The sequence below is a fragment of the Bradyrhizobium sp. Mp19 genome (genome assembly GCF_029952935.1).
Lineage (GTDB): Bacteria > Pseudomonadota > Alphaproteobacteria > Rhizobiales > Xanthobacteraceae > Bradyrhizobium > Bradyrhizobium elkanii.
The window spans coordinates 60,585-83,926 of record NZ_JASAUT010000003.1 but is presented as its reverse complement, the minus strand read 5'-3'; the positions used below and the strand labels follow the sequence as shown (position 1 = coordinate 83,926).

Genomic DNA, 23,342 nt, shown 5'->3' with positions numbered 1-23,342 from the left:
AGATTACTGCGACGCGGTCTTGGTATCCATGTTGACGACCTGCACGCGGCGATTGGTCGGGTCCATCGGCGCGCTCGGGTCCTTCGGCCGGGTCTTGCCGTAGCCGACGGTGACGAGATCCGAGCCGTTCAAGCCGTAATGCTCGACCAGATATTTCTTGATGGTGTCGGCGCGGCGCTCCGACAGGTCCTGGTTATAGGCCTCGCCGCCGATCGCGTCGGTATGGCCGGCGACGACGAAGGTCGAGCCCTTCATGCTGGCATCGGACAGCGCCTTGCCGAGCTCCTGCACCGCCTGGGTCGAGCCCTTGCTGATGTCGGCGGAGTTGTAGTCGAAGTGGATCTCCAGATCGATCTTCGGCTTGTTCGCCGCGATCTCGGCGATCTCCTGGCGTTCAACGCGCGACAACGAACGGGTCTGCCGGTTGCGGACGGTGTTGAGGAAGCTTGCCTCCTTGGCGGAAGCCGCTAGGTCGACCTGCGTGCCGGCGGAAAGGCCGCGGGTGGCCGACTTCGGCTTCAGCGCATTGAGGATCTGGGCGGCCGGAACGGCCTCGCTGCCGGCCAGTGCGACGCCCGCCGTCATCGACAGCGCGGCGCCGATTGTCAGAAGTGACAGGGAAAAAGAACGGGTCATGGTTTTCGTCCTCAAATGTCGGGCTAGCCAATCCGGCTTGCTGTCGTTTTGATGCTGGGAGAATAGGACCGGTTCAAAGCCCAGAATGTGATCTGGGTCACGGTTCGGTGCGCCGTCCCGCCTTGCGCCAGGCAGGCAGACGGGGGAGCGAGGACATCATGGCCCACGTCAATCGCGTCCTCCGCTCGATCAATGACGAAGACGCCTCGCGCTGCGTCGATATCTTCCTGCGCCCGGACGGCAGCATCGGCTTCGAAGAATATCGGCGGGACGTCGAAGACGGCCGCGGGTGGTTTCCGGTTGGCGGTCATTCGTCCCGCATCTTCCATGAGGAAAGCGCGGCCCTGGCCGCGGCGGTCGGGGACGTTCCGTGGTTGCGGCGGGTCGTCGGATCGACGTAGCCGCTCCGAATGATGCGGAGCTGATTTTCCTCGCGCGGCTCTCCACAGCGGCGCGAATCTCACTACATTGCTGGGGCAATGCCCCGCGCCGCCGAACCCCTTTCGTTGAACAATGCTAGCGCCCGCCACATCTGGCTGCGCGCGCAGCGGCTCGATACAAAGGCGCCGTTCGGGGAGGGGGCGTCAGCGGTGGCGGCCGCCGTCGATCATCTCGGCTATGTGCAGATCGACACCATCAACGTGATCGAGCGCTGCCATCACCACATCCTGTTCACCCGCATTCCGGACTACCGCCGCGCCGACCTCAAGCAGGCGCAGAGCCGGGACAAGAGCGTGTTCGAGTACTGGACGCACGCGCTGTCCTACATTCCGTCCAAGGACATCGGCATCTTCCTGCCGGCGATGAAGGCGCATAAGCGCGAGGGCCACAAATGGTTCTCGTCGGTGACCCCGGCGGATACGCGCAAGGTGCTGCGGCTGCTCCGTGCCGGTCCGCTGACCATCCGCGACATCGACGACGACGTGCTGACCGAGAAAGAGCATCTCTGGCAGAGCCGGAAGCCCTCCAAGCGCGCGCTGCAGCTCGCCTTCTATGGCGGTGTGGTCACGATCAGCGAGCGTGCCGGCATGCTGAAGACCTACGAGCTGATGACCCGGCACTTCGGCTGGGACAAGCCGCCGAAGCCGGCCCCGGCCTCGGCCCGGACCGCCTATCTGCTTGACCGCGCGCTGCGCTCGCAGGGCATCGTCAGCCTGGATTCGATCTGCCATCTCGACGCGCCGAGCGAGAAGGCGGTGCGCAGCCTGATCGAGGCGCGCCTGCGCCGCAAGGAGCTGGTCCAGGTCGCGCTGGAAGGCGCCGGCAAGCAGGAACATTGGGCGCGGCCCGAGGTGCTGGAAGCGACCGGCGAGGGTGATCCCACCCTGGTTCACATCCTCTCGCCGTTCGATCCGCTGATCATCCAGCGCAAGCGCACCGAGCTGTTCTTCGGCTATGGCCACCGTTTCGAGGCCTATGTGCCGAAGGAGAAGCGCCTGTTCGGCTATTTCGCGCTTCCGGTGCTGGTCGGTGACGACATCGTCGCCGCCCTCGACCTCAAGACCGACCGGCAGAACAAGAAGCTCCTGATGCAGAAATGGAGCTGGGTCGGCAACGGCAAGAAGCAGGCGGCACGCAAGGAGCTGAAGCGCCGCATCGAGGAAGAGCTCGACCGCTTCGAGCGCTTCCAGTTGGCGGACTAAGGACTATTGCACCGCGTCATTGCGAGCGGAGCGAAGCAATCCATCGGGCCGCGAGTGGGAAGTTGGATTGCTTCGTCGCTACCGCTCCTCGCAATGACGTCGCAAGGGTTCCCGTTTGCGCTGTGAGCTATGAGTTTTTGCCATTGCTCAAAGCGAAGCCAGCCAATAATCCTCACGGCAAGCAACACCCGGGGGACGCTTATGAGCCAGACAGCAACCATCGCGCCTGATCGCGGCGCCCGCAGCGAGATCGAGACGTCGACGATCCGCGCGATCTCCTGGCGGCTGATCCCGTTCCTGATCCTGGCGTACTTCTTCTCCTATCTCGACCGCGTCAATCTCGGTTTCGCCGCGCTCACCATGAACAGCGAGCTGAAGTTCTCGCCGGTGGTGTTCTCGTTCGGCGCCGGCATCTTCTTCATCGGCTATTTCATTTTCGAGGTGCCGAGCAACCTGGCGCTGGAGCGGTTCGGCGCCAGCAGGTGGATCGCCCGCATCATGGTGAGCTGGGGCATCCTCTCGGCGTTGATGGCGGCGGTCTATGACGAGCACAGCTTCTACGCGCTGCGCTTCTTCCTCGGCGTGGCCGAGGCCGGCTTCTTCCCCGGCATCATCCTCTATCTGACCTACTGGTACCCGGCCGAATATCGTGCGCGCTTCCTCGCCGCCTTCGCGCTCGCGGTGCCGATCTCGACCGTGATCGGCGCGCCGATCTCCGGCCTGTTGCTCGGCCTCGACGGCGTGATGGGGTTGAAGGGCTGGCAGTGGCTGTTCGTCATCGAGGGCATTCCCTCGGTGCTGCTCGGCATCGTCACCTGGTTCTATCTGACCGACCGGCCGGAGAAGGCCGATTGGCTTTCGGCCGAGCAGAAGGCGTGGCTCAAGGCGAAGCTCGACGCCGAGGTCGCGGCCAAGCAGGCGGCGAAGCATTTCACGCTGGGCGAGGCGCTGTCCTCGCCGAAGGTGCTGGCGCTCAGCGCGATCTATTTCGGCTTCGTCGCCTCGCTCTACGGCATGCAGTTCTGGCTGCCGCAGATCGTCAAAGCGTTCGGGCTGACCAATGCGCAGACCGGCTTCGTCACCGCAATTCCCTATCTGTTTGGCACGATCGCGATGATCCTGTGGGCACGCCGTTCCGATGCCACGCGCGAGCGCGTGTTCCATGTCGGCGCGCCGCTGCTGCTGACCGCGCTGGCGCTCGCCGTCTCCAGCTACATCACCGATCCGGTCATGACGATGGTGGTGCTGACGGTCGCCGCGATCGGTGTGTTCTGCACCTTCGCGGTGTTCTGGACGCTGCCGACCGCCTGGCTGTCAGGCACCGCCGCCGCCGGCGCGATCGCGCTGATCAACTCGATCGGCAACCTCGCCGGCTTCGGCGGGCCCTATCTGATCGGCTGGGTCAAGGAAGCCACCGGCAGCACGTCGACCGGGCTGCTGGTGCTGTCGCTGTTGCCGCTCGCGGCGGGCCTGCTGGTTTTCCTCGGCAGCCACGAGACCAAGACCGAGTTCGCCGGCGCGAAGTAGCGACGCAGCTGCGTAGGCCTTCGTAGGATGGGTAGAGCGCAGCGAAACCCATCATTGGCACGCGCGGTGAGACGATGGGTTTCGCTTCGCTCTACCCATCCTACGGACCGTCGATGCCGTAGCCCGGATGAAGCGTAGCGTAATCCGGGTATCCTCACGCCGCCGGCACGGTCGCGGATTTCGCGGAGCCGGTCATCGGGCGCGCGTTCGCGCGACCCGTTGGCTTCATCCGGGCTACGCTTTTTCCGAGTTCCACACCGCAAATCTCGCACGCTTCCGATCCTCGCTCACGAATTGGTTATCACTGACGAATATTGACATTCATCAGTGATAAATCGATACTCTTCATCAGTCGTCAGCCCGATGGAGATTTCAGATGTTCGTTCGTTCCGTTTTCTCGAGCTATTCCAGGCTCTTGACGGGGGCATCGTTGGCTTTTGCGGTGTTCGCGCTGACCGGCTGCAATGAAAAGGCGGCCGAAAACGCCGATCCGGGACGCCCCGTTCTGGTGGCGACCGTCCATTACGAAGCGGAAACCCCTGAGCGCAGCTTTGTCGGCACCATCAAGCCCCGTATCGAAGCCGATATGGGCTTTCGGGTTGCCGGCAAGGTGGCCAAGCGGCTGGTCGAGGTCGGACAGACAGTCGACGTCGACCAGCCCTTGGCCACCCTCGACGAGGTCGACCTGAAGCTGCAGGCCGAGCAGGCGGAGGCCGAATTCCGCGCCGCCACCGGCGTGCTGGCGCAGGCCGCAGCCGCCGAGCAGCGCGCCAAGGATCTGAAGGCCAAGGGCTGGACCACCGATGCGGCGCTCGACTCCGCCAAGGCCGCCGGCGACGAGGCCCGCGCCCGGCTGAACCGCGCCGAGCGTTCGGTCGAGCTGACCAAGAATTCCCTCTCTTACGCAACGCTGGTGGCCGACACCCGGGGTGTCGTCACAGCGACCATGATCGAGCCCGGCCAGGTGGTTGCCGCGGGCCAGGCTTCGATCCGTGTCGCCCGACTTGGCGAGAAGGAAGCTGTCGTCGCGATCCCCGAGACGCTTCTCGCTCGTGCCAGGTCGGGCGTAGCCACGGTGACGCTGTGGTCGGACGCCAAGAAGAGCTATGCCGCCAGGCTGCGCGAGGTCGCGCCGCAGGCCGATCCCGCTACCCGTACCTATCTCGCAAAATTCTCGCTGCCGGACGCCGACGAGGCGGTTTCGCTCGGCATGACCGCGACGCTGACCTTGGCCGACAAGGCGAGCGAGCGCGTCGCCAAGTTGCCGCTGTCGGCGCTGTACAGCCAGGGCGGCGATCCCTCGCTCTACATCGTCGACGACAAGGGCGACATCGCGCTGAAGCCGGTCAAGGTGAAGGCCTACGAGAGCAACAACGTCGTCATCTCGGGCGGCGTCGACGATGGCGCCAAGGTGGTCGCCCTCGGTGTGCAGAAACTCGATCCGAGCCAGAAGGTGCGGGTCGTGTCGTCGCTGTCGTTTTAGTCCCGCGTCATTGCGAGGAGCGACGCGACGAAGCAATCCACGTCGCCACACGCTGAAGAATGGATTGCTTCGCTTCGCTCGCAATGACGATTGAAGTCGATACGATTTGGACCTGGAGAGTTCGATGAAGCGCTTCAACCTTTCGGCCTGGGCGGTCAGCCATCCGACGCTGGTCCTGTTCCTGATGATCATTCTCGGCGCCGCCGGCTTCTTCTCCTACGAGAAGCTCGGCCGCGCCGAGGATCCGTTCTTCACCGTCAAGGTGGTGAACGTCTCGGTGATGTGGCCGGGCGCGACCTCGCAGGAAATGCAGATGCAGGTCGCCGATCCGATCGAGAAGAAACTGCAGGAGCTGCCGTTCTTCGACAAGGTGCAGACCTATTCCAAGCCGGGCTTCACGGCGATGCAGGTCTCCTTCAAGGATTCGACCTCGCCGAAGGACGTGCCCTATCTCTTCTATCTGTTGCGCAAGAAGCTGGTCGATGTGCAGGGCGAGCTGCCCTCCGGCATCCTCGGTCCCGTGGTCAACGACGAATTCTCCGACGTCGACTCGATCCTCTATATGATGACCGGCGACGGCGCCAATTATGCGCAGCTCAAGAAGGTCGCGGAGGGTTTTCGCCAGCGCCTGCTGAAGGTGCCGGGCGTCACCAAGATCGATCTCTACGGCACCCAGGACGAGCGCATCTTCGTCGAGTTCTCGCATGCCAAGCTGGCGACGCTCGGCATCACGCCGCAGGCGCTGTTCGACTCGCTCGCCAAGCAGAATAACGTCACCCCGGCCGGTACCGTCGAGAGCTCATCGCAGCGCGTGCCGCTGCGCGTCACCGGCGCGCTTGACGGCGTCAAGGCGGTTGCCGAAACGCCGGTCGAGAGCAACGGCCGCGTGTTCCGGCTCGGCGATATCGCGACCGTCTCTCACGGCTATGTCGATCCGCCGAGCTTCGTGGTGCGTCAGGAAGGCAAGCCGGCGCTCGGCATCGGCGTCGTCACCGCCAAGGGCGCCAACATCCTCGAGCTCGGCAAGGAGGTCCAGAAGGCGACCGCCGAGTTCCTGAAGGCGGTGCCGCAGGGCGTCGATGTCCAGCAGATCGCCGACCAGCCCAAGGTGGTCGAGCACGCCGTCGGCGAGTTCGTGCACTCCTTCGTCGAGGCGCTCGCGATCGTGCTGTTCGTCTCCTTTGTCGCGCTCGGCTGGCGCACCGGCATCGTGGTCGCGCTGTCGGTGCCGCTGGTGCTCGGTATCGTCTTCATCGTGATGAACGCGATGTCGCTCGACCTGCACCGCATCACGCTCGGCGCGCTGATCATTGCGCTCGGCCTTCTGGTCGACGACGCCATTATCGCGGTCGAGATGATGGTGGTGAAGATGGAGCAAGGCTGGGACCGCATGAAGGCGGCGTCCTTTGCCTGGGAATCCACCGCGTTTCCGATGCTCACGGGAACGCTGGTCACGGCCGCTGGCTTCCTCCCCATCGGCTTTGCCAATTCTGCGGTCGGCGAATATGCCGGCGGCATCTTCTGGATCGTGGCGATCTCGCTGGTCGCGTCCTGGTTCGTCGCGGTGATCTTCACGCCCTATATCGGCGTCAAGCTGTTGCCCAACATCAAGGTGCACCAGAATCACGATCCGCACGCGATCTACGAGACGCGGATGTATCGCGGCCTGCGCAGCGTCGTGCAGTGGTGCGTCGATCACCGCATCAAGGTGGTGGCGGCTACCGTCGGCGTCTTCGTTGCGTCCATCGTTGCGTTCGGCCACGTCCAGCAGCAGTTCTTCCCGCTGTCGGAGCGGCCCGAGTTGTTCCTGCAGCTGCGTCTGCCCGAGGGCACCGCCTTCAACGTCACCGAGAAGACGGTGAAGAAGGCCGAAGGGCTGCTGAAGGGCGATGACGACATCCAGACCTACACCGCCTATGTCGGCCAGGGCTCGCCGCGCTTCTGGCTCGGCCTCAACCCGCAGCTGCCGAACGAGGCCTTTGCCGAGATCGTGATCCTCGCCAAGAACGTCGAGGCGCGCGAGCGCGTCAAGGCCAAGATCGAGCAGGCCGCCGCCGATGGCGCGCTGAACGAGGCGCGGGTCCGGGTCGACCGCTTCAACTTCGGTCCGCCGGTCGGCTTCCCGGTCCAGTTCCGCGTGATCGGCCCCGATGCCAACAAGGTGCGCGACATCGCCTACCAGGTGCGCGACGTCATGCGCCAGAACAAGAACGTCAAGGACGTCCAGCTCGACTGGAACGAGCAGTCGCCCTACCTGAAGCTCGCCGTCGACCAGGATCGGGCGCGCGCGCTCGGCCTGACCCCGCAGGACGTCTCGCAGGCGCTGGCGATGCTGATCTCGGGCGCGCCGGTCACGACGATCCGCGACGGCATCGAGAAGGTCGGCGTGGTCGCCCGCGCGGTGCCGTCCGAGCGGCTCGATCTCGGCCGCGTCGGCGATCTCACCATCACCACGCGCAACGGCGTCGCCGTCCCGCTGCAGCAGATTGCCAAGATCGAATATGCGCATGAGGAGCCGATCCTGTGGCGGCGCAACCGCGACATGGCAATCACCGTGCGGTCGGATGTCGTCGACGGCGTGCAGGCGCCCGACGTCACCAACCAGATCTCGCCGAAGCTGAAGGACATCCAGGCCCATCTCGAGCCGGCCTACCGGATCGAGCCGGGCGGGGCGTTCGAGGAATCCGCCAAGGGCAATGCGTCGATCTTCATCCTCTTCCCCGTGATGGTGATGGTGATGCTGACGCTGCTGATGATCCAGCTGCAGAGCTTCTCGCGCCTGTTCCTGGTGTTCCTGACCGCGCCGCTCGGCATCGTCGGCGCCTCGCTGGGCCTGAACGTCGCCAACCAGCCGTTCGGCTTCGTGGCGCTGCTCGGCCTGATCGCGCTCGCCGGCATGATCATGCGCAACGCCGTGATCCTGGTCGATCAGATCGAGAGCGACGTGGCGTCCGGCCTGACCCGGCGCGAGGCGATCGTCGAAGCCACCGTCCGGCGTGCCCGGCCGGTGGTGCTGACGGCCCTGGCCGCCATCCTCGCCATGATCCCGCTGTCGCGCTCGGCGTTCTGGGGCCCGATGGCGATCACCATCATGGGCGGTTTGTTTGTTGCGACTTTCCTGACCTTGCTGTATCTGCCGGGCCTTTACGCCCTCTGGTTCCGCAAGACCCTCGAGGAGAGCGGCTCCGAGCAAACCGATACTGCGCCGCAGCATGCCGGCGATGCGCAACGCGCATTTCCGCTTGCTGAGGCGGCCGAATAATTGAAGATTGAGCAGGCCAACATGACACTGATCTCGGAACATAGCGAAACCGACACCCGCGAGCGGATTCTCGTGGTGGCGGAGCGCTTGTTCCGGCAGATCGGTTACCAGAAGACGACGGTCGCCGACATCGCCAAAGAGCTGCGGATGAGCCCCGCCAACGTGTACCGCTTCTTCGATTCGAAGAAGTCGATCCACGAAAGCGTGGCCCGCGGCCTGATGGGCGAGGTCGAGATCGAGGCACAGCGCATCGCGCGCTCGGAAGGGCCGGCGGCGCCGCGCCTGCGCCAGCTGATGACGACCATCAATCGCATGAACACCGAACGCTATGTCGGTGACTCCAAGCTGCACGAGATGGTCGAGATCGCGATGCAGGAGGACTGGGACGTCTGTGTCGCCCATATGGAATGCATCGCCTCCATTATCGGCGAGGTGATCGCGCAAGGAGCGGCGTCGGGGGAGTTCGAGATCACGGACCTGCAACTCGCCTCGCTGTGCGCCTGCACGGCGATGATGCGGTTCTTCCATCCGCAGATGATCGCCCAATGTGCCACCAAGCCGGGCCCGACCATCGACCAGATGATCGATTTCGTGATCGCCGGCCTATCGCCGCGCAGCCGCGCCAATTGAGCGCCAGCCCTGACATTTTCGTCAGTTGACTCGCTCGTCATTCCGGGGCGATGCGTAAGCATCGAACCCGGAATCTCGAGATTCCGGGTCTGGTGCTAACGCACCATCCCGGAATGACGAGGAACTGACCGTGACCGCCAAAGACCTGCATTTCTACGAGCCGAAGAACGGCCACGGCCTGAAGCACGACCCGTTCAACGCCATCGTAGCGCCGCGGCCGATCGGCTGGATCTCCTCGCGCGACAAGGGCGGCAACGTCAATCTCGCGCCCTACAGCTTCTTCAACGCGTTCTGCTACGTGCCGCCGATCATCGGCTTCTCCTCCACCAACTGGAAGGACAGCGTCGCCAACATCCAGGACACCGGCGAGTTCGTCTGGAATCTGGCGACGATGGATCTCGCCAAGCACATGAACGCGACGGCGGCGCATGTCGCGCGCGATGTCGACGAGTTCAAGCTCGCGGGGCTCACGCAGGTCGCCGGCAAGCTCGTCAACGTGCCGCGGGTCGCCGAAAGCCCGGTGTCGTTCGAATGCAAGGTGAGCCAGATCGTCCAGCTCCAGGGCGCCGACGGCAAGAAGGCCGAGGCGTGGCTGACGCTCGGCGAGGTCGTCGCCGTCCACATCGACAAGGCCTTCATCAAGGACGGCGTCTATCAGACCGGCCTCGCGCACCCGATCGTCCGCGCCGGCCGCCGCGGCGACTACTTCGAGATCAAGCCGGAAAACATGTTCGAGATGATCCGGCCGGATTAGCTCTTCCTTCTCCCTCGCCCCGCTCTTGCGGGGTCGAGACGAGCGAAGCTCGCTCTTAGAGGGCAGGGGTGAGGGGCAGCCTCTGCAAGTTATAATCGTCGTGAGACCGTACCCCTCACCCGGATTGCATCTTGGGATGCAAACCGACCTCTCCCCGCAAGCGGGGCGAGGCAAGAGACGTCGCTCCGCAACGACGGCCCGCACCACAACAATGTGAAATTTCCGCGCGCGGGGATGAAAAACCATCACTCGCAACCTCTCCGGGAGCAGTCTAACCTTCACCCGCCAGACCGGATCAACGGCCGGCCAACAGAGTGGGAGGATGCGATGACACGCCAACCGCGGCGCGATCCTAACGAAGAACAACGCGATCCGAATGTTTCACGACGCACGCTGGTTCAGGGGCTGGCGGCTTCCGCCGCCGCCGTCGCGGGCATCGGCAGTGCGCTGGCTCAGAACGCGCCCGCGCCGGTCGGGCCGCCGACGACGATCACCAGCCCGCCGCGCGATTTCAGTCCGCGCGGTGCGCCGACCACCTATTTCTGGGACCCCGACATCATCGCGGTCGACCCATCCTTCAACGACCTTGCCCAGCCCAACACCTCGATCAAGCGCCTCCACACCGGCCTGTTGTGGGCGGAAGGCCCGGCCTGGAGTTCGCAGGGCCGTTATCTGTTGTGGAGCGACATCCCGAACAACCGGCAGATGCGCTGGTCGGAAGACGACGGCCATGTCAGCGTCTTCCGCATGCCGTCGAACTATTCGAACGGCAATTCGTTCGACTTCCAGGGCCGCCAGCTGTCCTGCGAGCATCTCACCCGCCGTGTGACGCGCTGCGAGAATGACGGCACCGCGACCGTGCTCGCCGATAACTATCAAGGCAAGCGGCTGAACTCGCCGAACGACGTCGTCGCGCATCCCGACGGCAGCTACTGGTTCACCGATCCGCCCTATGGCGGCCAGCTCTATGAGGGCGAACCCGACGCCGCGAGCGGCCCAGGCAATCCGGCCGGCAAGCTCAATCCCCGGATCGGGCAGCCGGCGGGCTTCGTGCCGGCCAAGCGCGAGCTGCCGACCAATTGCTATCGCATCGATCCCTCCGGCCGTGTCGATCTCGTGGTCAGCGAGGACCAGGTGCCCGATCCGAACGGCCTCTGCTTCTCGCCGGACTACAAGAAGCTCTATGTGGTCTCGACCGGCAAGGGACCGGGCGATAGCGGCCCCGGCGGCAAGGGCGACGTTTTCGTGTTCGATGTCGGCGCCGACAACAAGCTTTCCAACGGCAAGCGGTTCAGCGATTTCACGATCGACGGCGTGAAGTGCGGACCGGACGGCATCCGCTGCGACGTCAACGGCAATGTCTGGTGCTCGAGCAATGCCGGCCGCGCGGTCGGTTACAGCGGCGTGACGGTGTGGTCGCCCGAAGGCAAGCTGCTCGGCCGCATCCGGCTGCCCGAGGTCTGCGGCAACATCACCTTCGGCGGCCCCAAGCGCAATCGCCTGTTCATGGCCGCAAGCCAGTCGCTCTACGCGGTCTATACCGCAACCCAGGGAGCGGGGCCGGCCTGATCTCGGTTTTCACTTCACCTCTCCCCAGCGGGGAGAGGTCGATTTGCGCAGCAAATCGGGTGAGGGGGAGCCGCTCCAACGAGAGACCGCAACCCCTCACCCGGCGCTGCGCGCCGACCTCTCCCAAGGGAGAGGTGGCCGCCAGAGCGGCCTCCTTGGCCGTCCCGCGCGATTCGCTATCGCCCCGCTACCTGATTGTCGCACCTCAGCTTTCGGAACTGAACGCGTGGCCTGCCGTTAACAGAATGGCGCCTGGGCCGCGTCAATTTCGCTTTATTTGAACAGCGAAGTGTTCACCGGTGAACGGCACTTTCCGATAAGATCACCCATCCGCGCCGCCGTTTCATGAGGATCCGCCATGAGCTTCCGCCGCGACTATATGACAAAACCGATCTTCTCCTGGGCGCGTGGCGTGCTGCCGACGATGTCGGACACCGAGCGCGAGGCGCTGGAGGCCGGCGACGTCTGGTGGGACGCTGATCTGTTCACCGGCAATCCCGACTGGTCGAAATTGCTGGCGTTCGCGCCGGCCAGATTGACCGACGAAGAGCAAGCCTTCCTGCACGGTCCGGTCGACGAGCTCTGCAGGATGCTCGACGAGTGGAAGATCAACTGGGAATGGCGCGATCTGCCGCCCGAGGTCTGGGCCTTCATCAAGGCCAAGAAATTCTTCGGCATGATCATCCCCAGGGAATTCGGCGGCCTCGGCTTCTCGCCCTACGCGCATTCCGAAGTGGTGCGCAAGATCTCGTCGCGTTCGCTGACCGCGGCCGTCACCGTGATGGTGCCGAACTCGCTCGGGCCGGGCGAACTCTTGATGCGCTTCGGCACCAAGGAGCAGCAGGACAAATGGCTGCCGCGCCTCGCCTCCGGTCAGGACATTCCATGCTTCGGGCTGACCAGCCCGGAGGCAGGGTCCGATGCCGCCTCGATGATCGACACCGGCATCATCTGCAAGGGCGATTTCGAAGGCCGCGAGGTGCTGGGCTTGAGGCTCAACTGGCACAAGCGCTACATCACGCTCGGTCCGGTCTCGACGCTGCTCGGGCTTGCGTTCAAGGCCTATGATCCCGATCACCTGGTCGGCAGCGAGGAGGAGCTCGGCATCACCGTCGCGCTGATCCCGACCCATCTGCCCGGCGTCTCGATCGGCCACCGCCATCTGCCGGCGATGCAGGTGTTCCAGAACGGCCCGAACTGGGGCCGCGATGTCTTCATTCCGCTCGACTACATCATCGGCGGTCAGGAGCGGCTCGGCCAGGGCTGGAAGATGCTGATGACGGCGCTCGCCGCCGGCCGCGGCATCTCGCTGCCGTCGCTGTCGGCGGCCGGCGCTGCCTATGCCGCGCGCACCACCGGCGCCTATGCCCGCATCCGCGAGCAGTTCGGCATTTCTATTTCCAAGTTCGAGGGCATCGAGGAGCCGCTCGCCCGCATCGCCGGCACGGCCTATCTGCTCGACGCCGCGCGGCGGCTGACCTGTGCGGCACTGAACGAAGGGCATCATCCCGCCGTCATCTCCGGGATCATGAAGCTGCACGCCACCGAACGGATGCGGATCGCGATCGACGACGCCATGGACATCCATGGCGGCAAGGCCGTGATCGACGGGCCGCAGAATTATCTCGGCGGGCTCTACCGCTCGGTGCCGGTCGGCATCACGGTCGAGGGCGCCAACATCCTGACCCGCAATCTGATCGTGTTCGGGCAGGGCGCGATCCGCGCGCATCCCTATCTGTTGCAGGAGATGAACGCGCTCGGCGAGCCCGACCGCGACAAGGGCCTCACCGCGTTCGACACCGCGTTCTGGAAGCATGTCGGCCACAGCTTCGCGACCATGTTCCGCGCCTGGGGTCGCAGCTGGAGCTTCGGCCTGTTTGCGCCGGCGCCGGATGCCGGCGATGCGACCGAGTTCTATCGCCAGCTGTCGCGCTATTCGTCGGCGTTCGCGCTGAGCGCCGACATGGCGTTGCTCACCCTCGGCGGCGCGCTGAAGCGCAAGGAGATGCTCTCCGCGCGCTTCGGCGACATCCTCTCCGAGCTCTATTTGCTCTCCGCCGCGCTCAAGCGCTGGCAGGACGAGGGCCGGCAGAAGGAGGATATTCCCGCGCTCCAATGGTGCATGGCATCCGGCTTCAAGACCATCGAGAACCGCTTTGCGGAAATCTTCGCCAATCTGCCGAACCGCCCGGTGGCTTGGCTGCTGAAATTCCTGATCCAGCCGTTCGGCGCCCGCGTTACCGGCCCGTCGGATCGCGTCGTGCAGCAATGCGCGCAGCTCGTGCTGTCGCCGTCGGCGGCGCGCGACCGGCTGACGCCGGACCTCGCCTTTGTCGAGGACGACGGCGGCATCGCGCGGCTGGAAAAGGCCTTCCGCCTCGTCACCGAAGCCGAGGATGCCGCCAAGCAGCTGCGCGCGGCGCGGCTGCATGACTGGAAGGATGCCGTCAAGAAGGGCGTCATCACCGAGGCCGACGGCGAGAAACTCGCGGCCGCTCACGAGGCCGTCGCCAAAGTCATCGAGGTCGATGATTTTGCGCCTGAGGCGCTGTCCCCGATTTACAAGAAATCCGCCGACGTGCATCAGTTCTTCCAGGAGCTTGGTGAGCAGAGGGCGGCGAGCTGATGGCGCGACCAGTCTTTATCGTCGACGGCAGCCGGACGCCGTTCCTGAAGGCGCGCTCCGGTCCCGGCCCGTTCACCCCGGTCGATCTTGCCGTGCAATGCGGCCGGCCGCTGCTGGCCCGGCAGCCGTTCGCGCCCACCGGCTTCGACCAGGTGATCCTCGGCTGCGTCAACGTGATCGCCGACGAGATGAACCCGGCACGCGTCGCGGCGCTCCGGCTCGGCATGGGCGAAGAGATGGTCGCCTTCACGGTGCAGATCAATTGCGGCTCCGGCATGCAGTCGATCGACACCGGCTACCGCTACATCCGCGAGGGGACCTCCGACCTGATCCTCGCCGGCGGCGCCGAGGCCTTGAGCCACGCGCCGCTAGTCTGGCCCAATTCCGGCGTGCGCTGGTTTGCCGGCTTTGCCGGCGCCAAGGGGCTAGGTGCCAAGGTCGCCGCGGCGCTGAAGGTGAAGCCGAGCTACTTCAAGCCGATCATCGGCCTCGAACGCGGGCTGACCGACCCGATCACCGAGCTCAACATGGGGCAGACCGCCGAGAAGGTCGGCCATCTCTTCGGCATTACGCGCGCACAGTCCGATGCATATGCCGCCGAGAGCCATCAGCGGCTGGCCAACGCGCAGAAGCAAGGCTTTCTCAAGGGCGAGGTCGAGACCGCGTTCTCCCGCGACGGCAAGTTCTACGACCACGACGACGGCGTCCGCCCGGACTCGACGCCCGAGACGCTGGCGAAGCTGAAGCCGGTGTTCGAACGGCCCTGGGGCCAGGTCACCGCCGGCAATTCCTCGCAGATCACCGACGGCGCTTCCTGGGTGATCCTGGCGTCGGAGACGGCGGTAGCCAAGCACGGGCTGACGCCGAAGGCCGTCATCCTCGACAGCCAATGGTCGGCGCTCGATCCCTCGATCATGGGCCTCGGCCCGGTGCTGTCGGCGAGCGCGATGCTCAAGCGCAACGCCATGACCTTGCAGGACGTCGAGACCTGGGAGCTCAACGAGGCCTTCGCCACCCAGGTGCTGGGCTGCCTCGCGGCGTGGAACGACGAGACATTCTGCCGCGAGATTCTCGGGCTCGACGGCGCGGCCGGCGAGATCGACCGCGCCAAGCTCAACGTCGACGGCGGCGCGATCAGCCTCGGTCATCCCGTCGGCACCAGCGGCAACCGCATCGTGCTGCATCTGGTCAATGCGATGAAGCGGCTCGGCACCAGGCGCGGCGTCGCCACCGAATGCATTGGTGGCGGGCAGGGCGGCGCGATGTTGATAGAGACGGTGTGATCATGGATTCACGGATCATGGACGTTCTCGCCGATCGCGTGCTCGAACTTGGGCCGAAGCCTGCCGCCGACGGCCCCTACCGGAATTTCAAGCTGACGCGCGATGACGACGGCATCGCCTGGCTGCTGTTCGACCGCGCCGGCGCCAGCGCCAACACACTGTCCGCCGATCTGCTCGAGGAGCTCGATGCCGTCGTCGCGGCGCTGGAGAACCAGCGGCCGACCGGCCTCGTGGTGCGCTCCGCGAAAAAGAGCGGCTTCATCGCCGGCGCCGACGTCAATGAGTTTCGCGGCGCCAGCGATTCCAGCGCGGTCGAGACCGCGATCGGCCGCGCCCACGCGGTGATCGACCGGCTCGAGGCGCTGCGCGTGCCCTCGGTCGCCGTCATCCACGGCTTCTGCCTTGGCGGCGGCCTCGAGGTCGCGCTGGCCTGCCAGATGCGAATCGCGATCGACGACGCGCGGTTCGGCTTCCCCGAGGTGATGCTCGGCCTGCATCCCGGTCTCGGCGGCACCGTGCGCTTCACCGAGCTGATCAACCCGATGCAGGCCATGACCTTGATGCTGACCGGCAAGACGATCGACGCGCGCCGCGCCAAGTCGCTCGGCCTGGTCGACGCCGTCACCCAGGAACGCCATGTCCGCAACGCGGTGAAGGATGCGGTGTTCGGCCGGCTGAAGCGCGCCAGGCCGGGCGCGCTCAACTCGATCCTCAATCTCGGTCCAGTCAGGGGCTTCCTTGCCTCGCGGATGCGCAGCGAGGCCGAGAAGGCCGCGCCGCGCAAGCATTACCCGGCGCCCTATGCGCTGATCGAGCTGTGGGAGAAGCACGCCGGCAACCGCGCGGCGATGCTGAATGCGGAGAAGGCCTCGTTCGCCAATCTGATGGTGACGCCGACCGCGCAGAATCTGATCCGCGTGTTCTTCCTGCGCGAGCAGATGAAGAAGGTCGCCGGCAGCGGCAACAAGGTTGCGCATGTCCATGTCATCGGCGCCGGCGCGATGGGCGGCGATATCGCGGCCTGGTGCGCCAACCAGGACATGCGGGTGACGCTCGCCGACATGAAGGCCGAGCCGATCGCGGGCGCGATGAAGCGCGCCGCGGAGCTGTTCGGCAAGATCATGCGCAAGCGGATCGACCAGCGCGATGCGCTCGACCGCCTGATTCCCGACATGGACGGCGAGGGCGTCCGCAACGCCGATCTGATCATCGAGGCGGTGCCGGAAAAGCTCGAGCTGAAGCAGAAGGTCTATGCCTCCCTCGAGCCGAAGATGAAGCCCGGCGCGATCCTCGCTACCAACACCTCGAGCATCCCGCTGCAGGATCTGCGCACCACGCTGGTACGGCCGGAGCGGCTGCTCGGCTTGCACTTCTTCAACCCGGTGTCGCGGCTGCAACTCGTCGAGGTCGTCAGCCATGACGGCACCGATACCGGCATGCTCAAGGAGGCGCTCGCTTTCGTCGGCGCCATCGACCGCCTGCCGCTGTCGGTGAAGAGCTCGCCGGGCTTCCTCGTCAACCGCGCGCTGACGCCCTACATGCTGGAAGCGATGATGATGCTGGACGAGAAGACCGACCAGCGCCTGATCGACGCGGCCGCCGTCGAGTTCGGCATGCCGATGGGGCCGATCGAGCTCGCCGACCAGGTCGGCCTCGATATCTGCCTCGATGTCGGCGACATGCTGCGCTCGAAGTTCGGCGATACGCTGCCGCCAGCGCCTGCGTGGTTGCGAGAAAAAGTCGCCAGGGGCGAGCTCGGCCGCAAGACCGGCAAGGGCTTCTACACCTGGAAGGACGGCAAGGCGGAGAAGGCGCCGCTGCCAGAGACCGGACCGAAAGTGAGCGACGAGATGATCGACCGCCTGGTGCTGCCGATCTCGAATGTCTGCGTCGCCGCCGTGCGCGAGGGCATCGTCGACAATCCCGACATGGTCGACGGCGCGATGATCTTCGGCACCGGCTATGCCCCGTTCCGCGGCGGCCCGCTCAACTATGCGCGCAGCCGCGGCGTCGACAATGTGGTGTCGGCGATGCAGGCCTTGATGCGCAAGTTCGGCGGACGATTTGCGCCGGATCCCTGCTGGGAGGCCTTCAAGTGACCGATTCGCAGGTGACCGCCTCGCAAGTGACCGACACCCATGTTCACGCGCCGCTGCGCAACGATGCTGAGCCGAAGGGCGATCTCTGCATCCGCACGCTGGCGATGCCGGCCGACACCAATGCCAATGGCGACATCTTCGGCGGCTGGCTGCTCAGCCAGATGGATCTCGGCGGCGGTGTGTTCGCCTCCAAGGTGGCGAAGTCGCGCACCGTGACGGTCGCGATCGACGCGATGAATTTTCGCAAGGCGGTCAATGTCGGCGATCTCGTCTCCGTCCATGCCAATCTCGTGCGCATCGGCCGCACCTCGATCACGGTGCATCTCGAGGCTTGGGTGCTGCGCCGTCGCGAGCAACAGTCGATCCTCGTGACCGACGGCAATTTCACCTATGTCTCGATCGACGAGCAGGGCCATCCGCAACCGATCCAGCGCGACGGCGCCATGATCGCGACCTGACATTCGTCGCGCCAGTGCCGCTGATTCGGCGCGGGAGCAAACGCGTCGAAACTGAGTCCGGAGCGTGGTTTGATTGCAAAAAGCATCGGATTCCGGCGCTTCGCCTCGCAAAATAACTGAGGAACAAACAGCCAGCGATTCCGTTGTCGGGCCGGAGTCAAACCGAGGCTGACAATGTCCGACAGTTACGTGATCGAAGTGAGTTCGCAGACGGCGGGTATCGTGGTGCGCGATACGCGTGGTTATCAGTTCTTTGCTGCATCGCACCTTTTCGACCGCCTTGAAGGCCAGATCTTCCGCAATGCCCGCGAGGCCGAGCGCGCGGCGCGCCGGCTGCTTACCGGTCAATCCATGCAGGTGGCGTCGTAGAACATCTTTGCTGCGCGATAGCGCGTGGCCCGGGCGAAGCGTCCACCTTCGCCCGGCCGTGCCTGATCCGGCACTGCACGTTGACCTCCGTGCCGAACGGTCGCACGATAGGCGACTCGCCGTTTCAAGGGGGCCGCCGTGGCCGGACTCTCCCATCGCCAGACTGAAATCCTCAACATCGCGCGCGCGTTCGGCCGGGTCATGGTCGAAGACCTCGCCAAGCGATTCGAGGTGTCGGCGCAGACCATCCGCAAGGACCTTAACGATCTCTGCGACCAGCGCTCGCTGACCCGCATCCATGGCGGCGCGATCATCGCCTCGGGCGTCGAGAACCTCGCCTACGAGGCGCGTCGCTTCGTCGCCGCCGAGGAGAAGAAGGCGATCGGCGCTGCCGCGGCGGCACGGATTCCGAACGGCTGCTCGCTGTTCATCAATATCGGCACCACCACGGAAGAGGTCGCGAGCGCGCTGACCTCGCATGAGGATCTGCTGGTCATCACCAATAACCTCAACGTCGCGATGCTGCTGTACCGCCATCCGCGCATCGAGGTGGTGGTGGCTGGCGGCACGGTGCGCCGCGCCGACGGCGCCGTGGTCGGCTCCACCGCGACGCAGCTGATTGGCCAGTTCAAGGTCGACTACGCCATCATCGGCGCATCGGCGATCGACGAGGAGGGTGCGCTGCTCGACTTCGACTATCGCGAGGTGCAGGTCGCGCAGGCGATCATCGCCAATGCGCGCAACGTCATGCTGGTCTCGGACTCGACCAAGCTCCGCCGCAGCGCGCCGGTGCGGATCGCCCATATGAGCCAGATCCAGACCTTCGTCACCGATTCACCGCTCCCCGCGGGCCTCGCCAATATCTGCCATAGCCGCGGCATCGAGGTGGTCGTCGCGATGGACAAGCCGCAAGTCGATCTCGACGACAACGGCGCCGACGCGGCACCCGCGACGCTGCGCAGCGCGCAAGGCGCTTGATCGCTCAAGTTTTAGCGAACCTGTTTCGGATGCCTTTCGGCCGCTGCTGTAGCCTGCCTGAGGTGGAGCGGTTCGTTGGTCAGCACGCAATTCAAGATCGTCACGGCATTGGGCATGGCGGCGATGTTCGGCATCGTCTCGTTTGTCCTTGGCTTTAACGTCGCATCCGCGTGCGCGACGGCGCTGGCCGGCGGTGTTTCTGCGCTTGTGGTCATGCGTGCGTTCGATGGTGAGACCCAGCCGCCATCGAAGAGCGTCCGTGCCGACATCTTTCGCTTCGGCAGCGGGAGCCGCCCGGCCTGGCTTTCAGAGCTGGAACAACAGAACGGCCGTGGCAGGAAACTGCTTTACGGACTGTCGCGGATCTTCTTTTCGGGATCGCTGTGTCAGCGCATCGCGAGCGGGGCCTTCCTCGCGCAGTCGGTAATCGGCCTGGTGGCGATCGTCGTGTTCTGGCTTGGCCAGGCGATGGGCTTTGACATGCGCCTGTTCGTGGTCCCGCCGTTCGGCAGCCTGTTTGCGGACGGCATCCCGATGTCGGCGGAAACAATCGCGCGGGTGAGGTTCGAGCACCTCTTCCTGCCGCTGGTCTCGCTCTACGCCGTCACGTTTTCCCTGTTCCTGATCGCATTGCTTGGCGATCTCGCGACCATCCTGCGCGACTGGCGAGAGCAGTGGAAGTATCTCACGATGCCGCTGTTCTGCTTTGCATTCTGGGCACTCCTGGCGCACCGAAAATCATCGGGATATAGTGCCCTGCAAGTCGCGCTCGGCGGCGGACACCTCTGGGCCTATGTCGCGGTCTTCGTGTTCTTTCCGCTCTTCTTTCTCGTGCTGTCGGCGTCGCTGCCAGGCAATCGGGCGATCCGATGAACAGGGATCGCTCGATCGGGCGAATCTATCTCCGCTTCGCGCTCAAATGGTATGCGAGCCTTTTCGTCGCATCGTTGGTCTTTTACGTCCTGTTCGCCAGCCGTCATACATTCGTCGCGTCGACCGGTGTGCTTTTGCTCGCGGCCTACTTTGTGCGCGACAGCCGAGCTTGCGCCAAGCGGGTAGGCGGTGAAGTTCGCCGTACCTACTATCCCGAAAAGGCTCTGCCGGAATTGCGCGTCGGACGATCGCCACAGCGTCCCTGATCGCCCACCACCGCCTTGCCTGGCGTCACCCCAAGCGTTGCTCGTCCCGTCCTCCCCAAAAGCCCTGACCGCGAGCACTCCGCCCAAAGAATCCCCAGACAAAGTTCCCCGTTTTCACTTTGCTTTCGTTTTTGGTTGTGATTTACTCCAATCCGAAAGTAAAACCGTCAAAGCGAAGGCGGTTGCCGGGGGAAGCGTTCTTTGGATCAGATTTACGACCTCGCCATCATCGGAGGCGGCGTTAATGGCTGCGGCATCGCGCGCGATGCAGCGGGCCGGGGTAACTCTGTTTTCCTCTGTGAAATGAACGACTTGGCCAGCGGGACGTCGTCCTGGTCGACCAAGCTCGTGCATGGCGGTCTGCGCTACCTCGAATATTACGAGTTTCGTCTGGTGCGCGAGGCGCTGATCGAGCGCGAAATCCTCTGGCAGATCGCGCCCCACATCATTCGGCCGCTGCGTTTCGTTTTGCCGCACCACGCCGGCCTGCGCCCGGCCTGGCTGCTGCGGCTCGGCCTCTTCCTCTACGACCACATCGGCGGCCGGCATTTGCTGCCGGCGACGCGCTCGGTCGATCTGACCCGCGACGTGGTCGGCAAGCCGCTGATTCCGGGCCGCTACACCAAGGGCTTCGAATATTCCGACTGCTTCGTCGACGACGCCCGGCTGGTTGCGCTGACCGCGCGCGATGCCGCCGATCGCGGCGCCGAAATCCGCACCCGCACCCGCGCGGTCGAGATCAGGCAGGTCGACGGCGTCTGGCACGTCACGGTCGAGGACAGTGTTACGGGTGCCCGCGATACGATCCAGTCACGTGTGCTGGTCAATGCCGGCGGTCCCTGGGTCGAACAGGTCCTGGCCTCGGGCGCCGGCGTCAACGCGCGCGCCAAGGTGCGCCTGGTGCAGGGCTCGCACATCGTGGTGCCGAAGCTCTACGACCACGACCGTGCCTACATCTTCCAGAATGCCGACGGCCGCATCATCTTCGTCATTCCCTATCAGAACGACTTCTCGCTGATCGGTACCACCGATCGCGACTATGACGGCGATCCGGCCAAGGTGAAGGCGACGCAGGAGGAGATCGAATATCTCTGCGCGTCCGCCAGCGCCTATCTCGCCAAGCCGGTGAAGCCCGAGGACGTGGTCTGGAATTACTCCGGCGTGCGTCCGCTCTATGACGACGGCGCGAGCGAAGCCAAGGCCGCGACCCGCGACTATGTGTTCGAGCTCGATACACCCGGCGGTGCGCCGCTACTGTCGATCTATGGCGGCAAGATCACGACCTATCGCCGCCTCTCCGAAGAGGCGCTGGAGCGGCTGTCGCCTTATCTCCGCGGCACAAAGGCGCAGGAGGGCTGGACCGGCAAGGCGCCGCTGCCCGGCGGCGACATGGATGTATCCGCGGTCGCGGCGCTGAGCGCCGAATTGATCCGCAACTATCCGTTTCTCGCGCAATCGCACGCCAATCGTCTCGCCCATGCCTATGGCACGCGCGCCAGCAAAATCTTGGGCAACGCAACATCGACGGCCGATCTCGGCCGCTCCTTCGGCGCCACCTTGACGGAAAGCGAAGTCAGGTACCTGATGGCGAACGAATGGGCTCGGACTGCGGACGATGTCGTCTGGCGACGATCCAAGCTGGGCTTGCGGATGACGGCGGGTGAAATCGCCGCGCTCGACGAGTGGATGCTCGCCAACCGCGTGTCCGGTGAACGTCCCCTCCGCGAAGCGGGAGGACGGGCATGAGCGTCACACTGCAGAATGTCACGCGAACCGTGGATGGCATTCCGACCATCCGCGATGTTTCGCTGACGCTGGAGCGTGGCACGCTCAGCGTGCTGCTCGGGCCGACGCTGTCGGGCAAGACCTCGATCATGCGGCTGCTCGCCGGCCTCGACAAGCCGACCACCGGCCGCGTGCTGGTCGACGGCAAGGACGTCACCGGCGCCGACGTGCGGCAGCGTTCGGTCGCGATGGTCTATCAGCAGTTCATCAACTATCCCTCGCTGACCGTCTACGAGAACATCGCCTCGCCGCTGCGCGTGCAGGGCAAGCCACGCGCCGAGATCGAGCGGCGCGTGGTGGAAGCGGCCAGCCTGTTGCGGCTCGAGCCGTTCCTGAAGCGCACGCCGCTGCAACTCTCCGGCGGCCAGCAGCAGCGCACCGCGATCGCGCGGGCGCTGGTCAAGGGCGCCGACCTTGTGCTGCTCGACGAGCCGCTCGCCAATCTCGACTACAAGCTGCGCGAGGAGCTGCGCGCCGAGCTGCCGCGCATCTTCGAGGCCTCCGGCGCGATCTTCGTCTACGCCACCACCGAACCGTCGGAAGCGCTGCTGCTCGGCGGCGACACGGTCTGCATGTGGCAGGGCCGGGCGCTGCAAACCGGCGCGACGCCCAAGGTCTACCGTCATCCCGACACGCTGCGCGTCGCGCAGGTGTTTTCCGATCCGCCGCTCAACATCATCGGCATCGAGAAGAAGGGCGCGCAAGTGATCTATGCCGGCGGCGAGCAGGCGCCCGCGGCCGGCCTCTACGCCAATCTGCCCGACGGCGCTTACCGGACCGGCTTCCGTGCGCACCAGCTCGAGGTCGGGAATGTCGCGGCCGGCCGTCACAAATTTTCCGCCGCGGTGACGGTGACCGAGATCACCGGGTCGGAGAGCTTTGTGCACGTCCATGTCCACGGCTCGAACTGGGTTGCGGTGCTGCACGGCGTGCACGAATATGAACCCGGGCAGGTGCTCGACGCCGCGCTCGATCCCGACAACATCTTCGTGTTCGACGCGGCCGACCGCCTCGTCGCGTCGCCCGCGACCGCGTTTTCGGGCAACGTGCATCGCAGTGCGCGTGCGGCAAACGCGTCAGCCGGCAACGGCAAGTGAGGGA

Annotated in this window: 19 protein-coding genes; 18 read left to right on the top strand and 1 reads right to left on the bottom strand. The window is 65.0% G+C overall.

Translation table 11 applies throughout. The annotated features are described in order from the left end of the window. Positions 1 to 3: 3 nt before the first annotated feature. Positions 4 to 636, bottom strand: a complete 633-nt coding sequence (locus QJT82_RS05385) for an OmpA family protein (protein ID WP_028338589.1) — start codon at positions 634 to 636, stop codon at positions 4 to 6. Positions 637 to 794: 158 nt separating this feature from the next. On the opposite strand from QJT82_RS05385, the gene QJT82_RS05380 reads away from it, so the two are divergent. The 18 genes from QJT82_RS05380 to QJT82_RS05295 all read left to right on the top strand — a co-directional run bounded on the left by QJT82_RS05380 (position 795) and on the right by QJT82_RS05295 (position 23,338). Continuing rightward, a complete protein-coding gene (locus QJT82_RS05380) occupies positions 795 to 1,037 on the top strand; it encodes a hypothetical protein (RefSeq protein WP_028338590.1) in 243 nt (80 codons plus the stop codon). A 78-nt stretch (positions 1,038 to 1,115) separates the two neighbouring features. Then, a complete protein-coding gene (locus QJT82_RS05375; RefSeq protein ID WP_028338591.1) occupies positions 1,116 to 2,279 on the top strand; it encodes a crosslink repair DNA glycosylase YcaQ family protein in 1,164 nt (387 codons plus the stop codon). Positions 2,280 to 2,480: 201 nt separating this feature from the next. Next, positions 2,481 to 3,806, top strand: coding sequence for an MFS transporter (locus tag QJT82_RS05370; protein ID WP_028338592.1), 1,326 nt, complete (start codon positions 2,481 to 2,483; stop codon positions 3,804 to 3,806). 376 nt (positions 3,807 to 4,182) lie between these two features. Next, entirely contained in the window at positions 4,183 to 5,289 is a 1,107-nt protein-coding gene (locus QJT82_RS05365) for an efflux RND transporter periplasmic adaptor subunit (protein WP_028338593.1), read from the top strand. Between the two features lie 124 nt (positions 5,290 to 5,413). Then, the gene (locus QJT82_RS05360; protein ID WP_259244745.1) at positions 5,414 to 8,551 is read left to right on the top strand and encodes an efflux RND transporter permease subunit; all 3,138 of its coding nucleotides are present in this window, start codon (positions 5,414 to 5,416) and stop codon (positions 8,549 to 8,551) included. A 21-nt stretch (positions 8,552 to 8,572) separates the two neighbouring features. Continuing rightward, a complete protein-coding gene (locus QJT82_RS05355) occupies positions 8,573 to 9,181 on the top strand; it encodes a TetR/AcrR family transcriptional regulator (RefSeq protein WP_028338595.1) in 609 nt (202 codons plus the stop codon). A 130-nt stretch (positions 9,182 to 9,311) separates the two neighbouring features. Then, positions 9,312 to 9,935 (top strand): flavin reductase family protein, encoded by a 624-nt coding sequence (locus QJT82_RS05350; protein ID WP_028338596.1) that lies wholly within the window; start codon positions 9,312 to 9,314, stop codon positions 9,933 to 9,935. Between the two features lie 327 nt (positions 9,936 to 10,262). Next, a complete protein-coding gene (locus tag QJT82_RS05345) occupies positions 10,263 to 11,504 on the top strand; it encodes an SMP-30/gluconolactonase/LRE family protein (RefSeq protein ID WP_028338597.1) in 1,242 nt (413 codons plus the stop codon). Positions 11,505 to 11,862: 358 nt separating this feature from the next. Next, on the top strand, positions 11,863 to 14,130 hold the full coding sequence (locus tag QJT82_RS05340) for an acyl-CoA dehydrogenase (protein WP_028338598.1): 2,268 nt from the start codon (positions 11,863 to 11,865) through the stop codon (positions 14,128 to 14,130). Then, the gene (locus QJT82_RS05335; protein ID WP_028338599.1) at positions 14,130 to 15,413 is read left to right on the top strand and encodes an acetyl-CoA C-acetyltransferase; all 1,284 of its coding nucleotides are present in this window, start codon (positions 14,130 to 14,132) and stop codon (positions 15,411 to 15,413) included. The genes QJT82_RS05340 and QJT82_RS05335 overlap by 1 nt, the downstream gene beginning before the upstream one ends. Positions 15,414 to 15,415: 2 nt before the next feature. Next, complete coding sequence (locus tag QJT82_RS05330) at positions 15,416 to 17,512, top strand: 3-hydroxyacyl-CoA dehydrogenase NAD-binding domain-containing protein (RefSeq protein WP_028338600.1); 2,097 nt, start codon at positions 15,416 to 15,418, stop codon at positions 17,510 to 17,512. After that, positions 17,509 to 17,970: an acyl-CoA thioesterase gene (locus tag QJT82_RS05325; RefSeq protein WP_035630847.1), complete on the top strand. Its 462-nt coding sequence runs from the start codon at positions 17,509 to 17,511 to the stop codon at positions 17,968 to 17,970. Before QJT82_RS05330 ends, QJT82_RS05325 begins: the two co-directional genes overlap by 4 nt. 174 nt (positions 17,971 to 18,144) lie before the next feature. Beyond that, entirely contained in the window at positions 18,145 to 18,339 is a 195-nt protein-coding gene (locus tag QJT82_RS05320; protein ID WP_028338602.1) for a hypothetical protein, read from the top strand. Positions 18,340 to 18,477: 138 nt separating this feature from the next. Next, positions 18,478 to 19,317: a DeoR/GlpR family DNA-binding transcription regulator gene (locus QJT82_RS05315; RefSeq protein ID WP_028338603.1), complete on the top strand. Its 840-nt coding sequence runs from the start codon at positions 18,478 to 18,480 to the stop codon at positions 19,315 to 19,317. Between the two features lie 75 nt (positions 19,318 to 19,392). Then, entirely contained in the window at positions 19,393 to 20,190 is a 798-nt protein-coding gene (locus QJT82_RS05310) for a hypothetical protein (protein ID WP_028338604.1), read from the top strand. Then, positions 20,187 to 20,456 (top strand): hypothetical protein, encoded by a 270-nt coding sequence (locus QJT82_RS05305; RefSeq protein ID WP_028338605.1) that lies wholly within the window; start codon positions 20,187 to 20,189, stop codon positions 20,454 to 20,456. Before QJT82_RS05310 ends, QJT82_RS05305 begins: the two co-directional genes overlap by 4 nt. Before the next feature lie 201 nt (positions 20,457 to 20,657). Next, positions 20,658 to 22,202, top strand: coding sequence for a glycerol-3-phosphate dehydrogenase (gene glpD / locus QJT82_RS05300; protein ID WP_028338606.1), 1,545 nt, complete (start codon positions 20,658 to 20,660; stop codon positions 22,200 to 22,202). Continuing rightward, positions 22,199 to 23,338, top strand: a complete 1,140-nt coding sequence (locus QJT82_RS05295) for an ABC transporter ATP-binding protein (RefSeq protein ID WP_028338607.1) — start codon at positions 22,199 to 22,201, stop codon at positions 23,336 to 23,338. The genes glpD and QJT82_RS05295 overlap by 4 nt, the downstream gene beginning before the upstream one ends. The last annotated feature ends 4 nt before the right edge of the window (positions 23,339 to 23,342 follow it).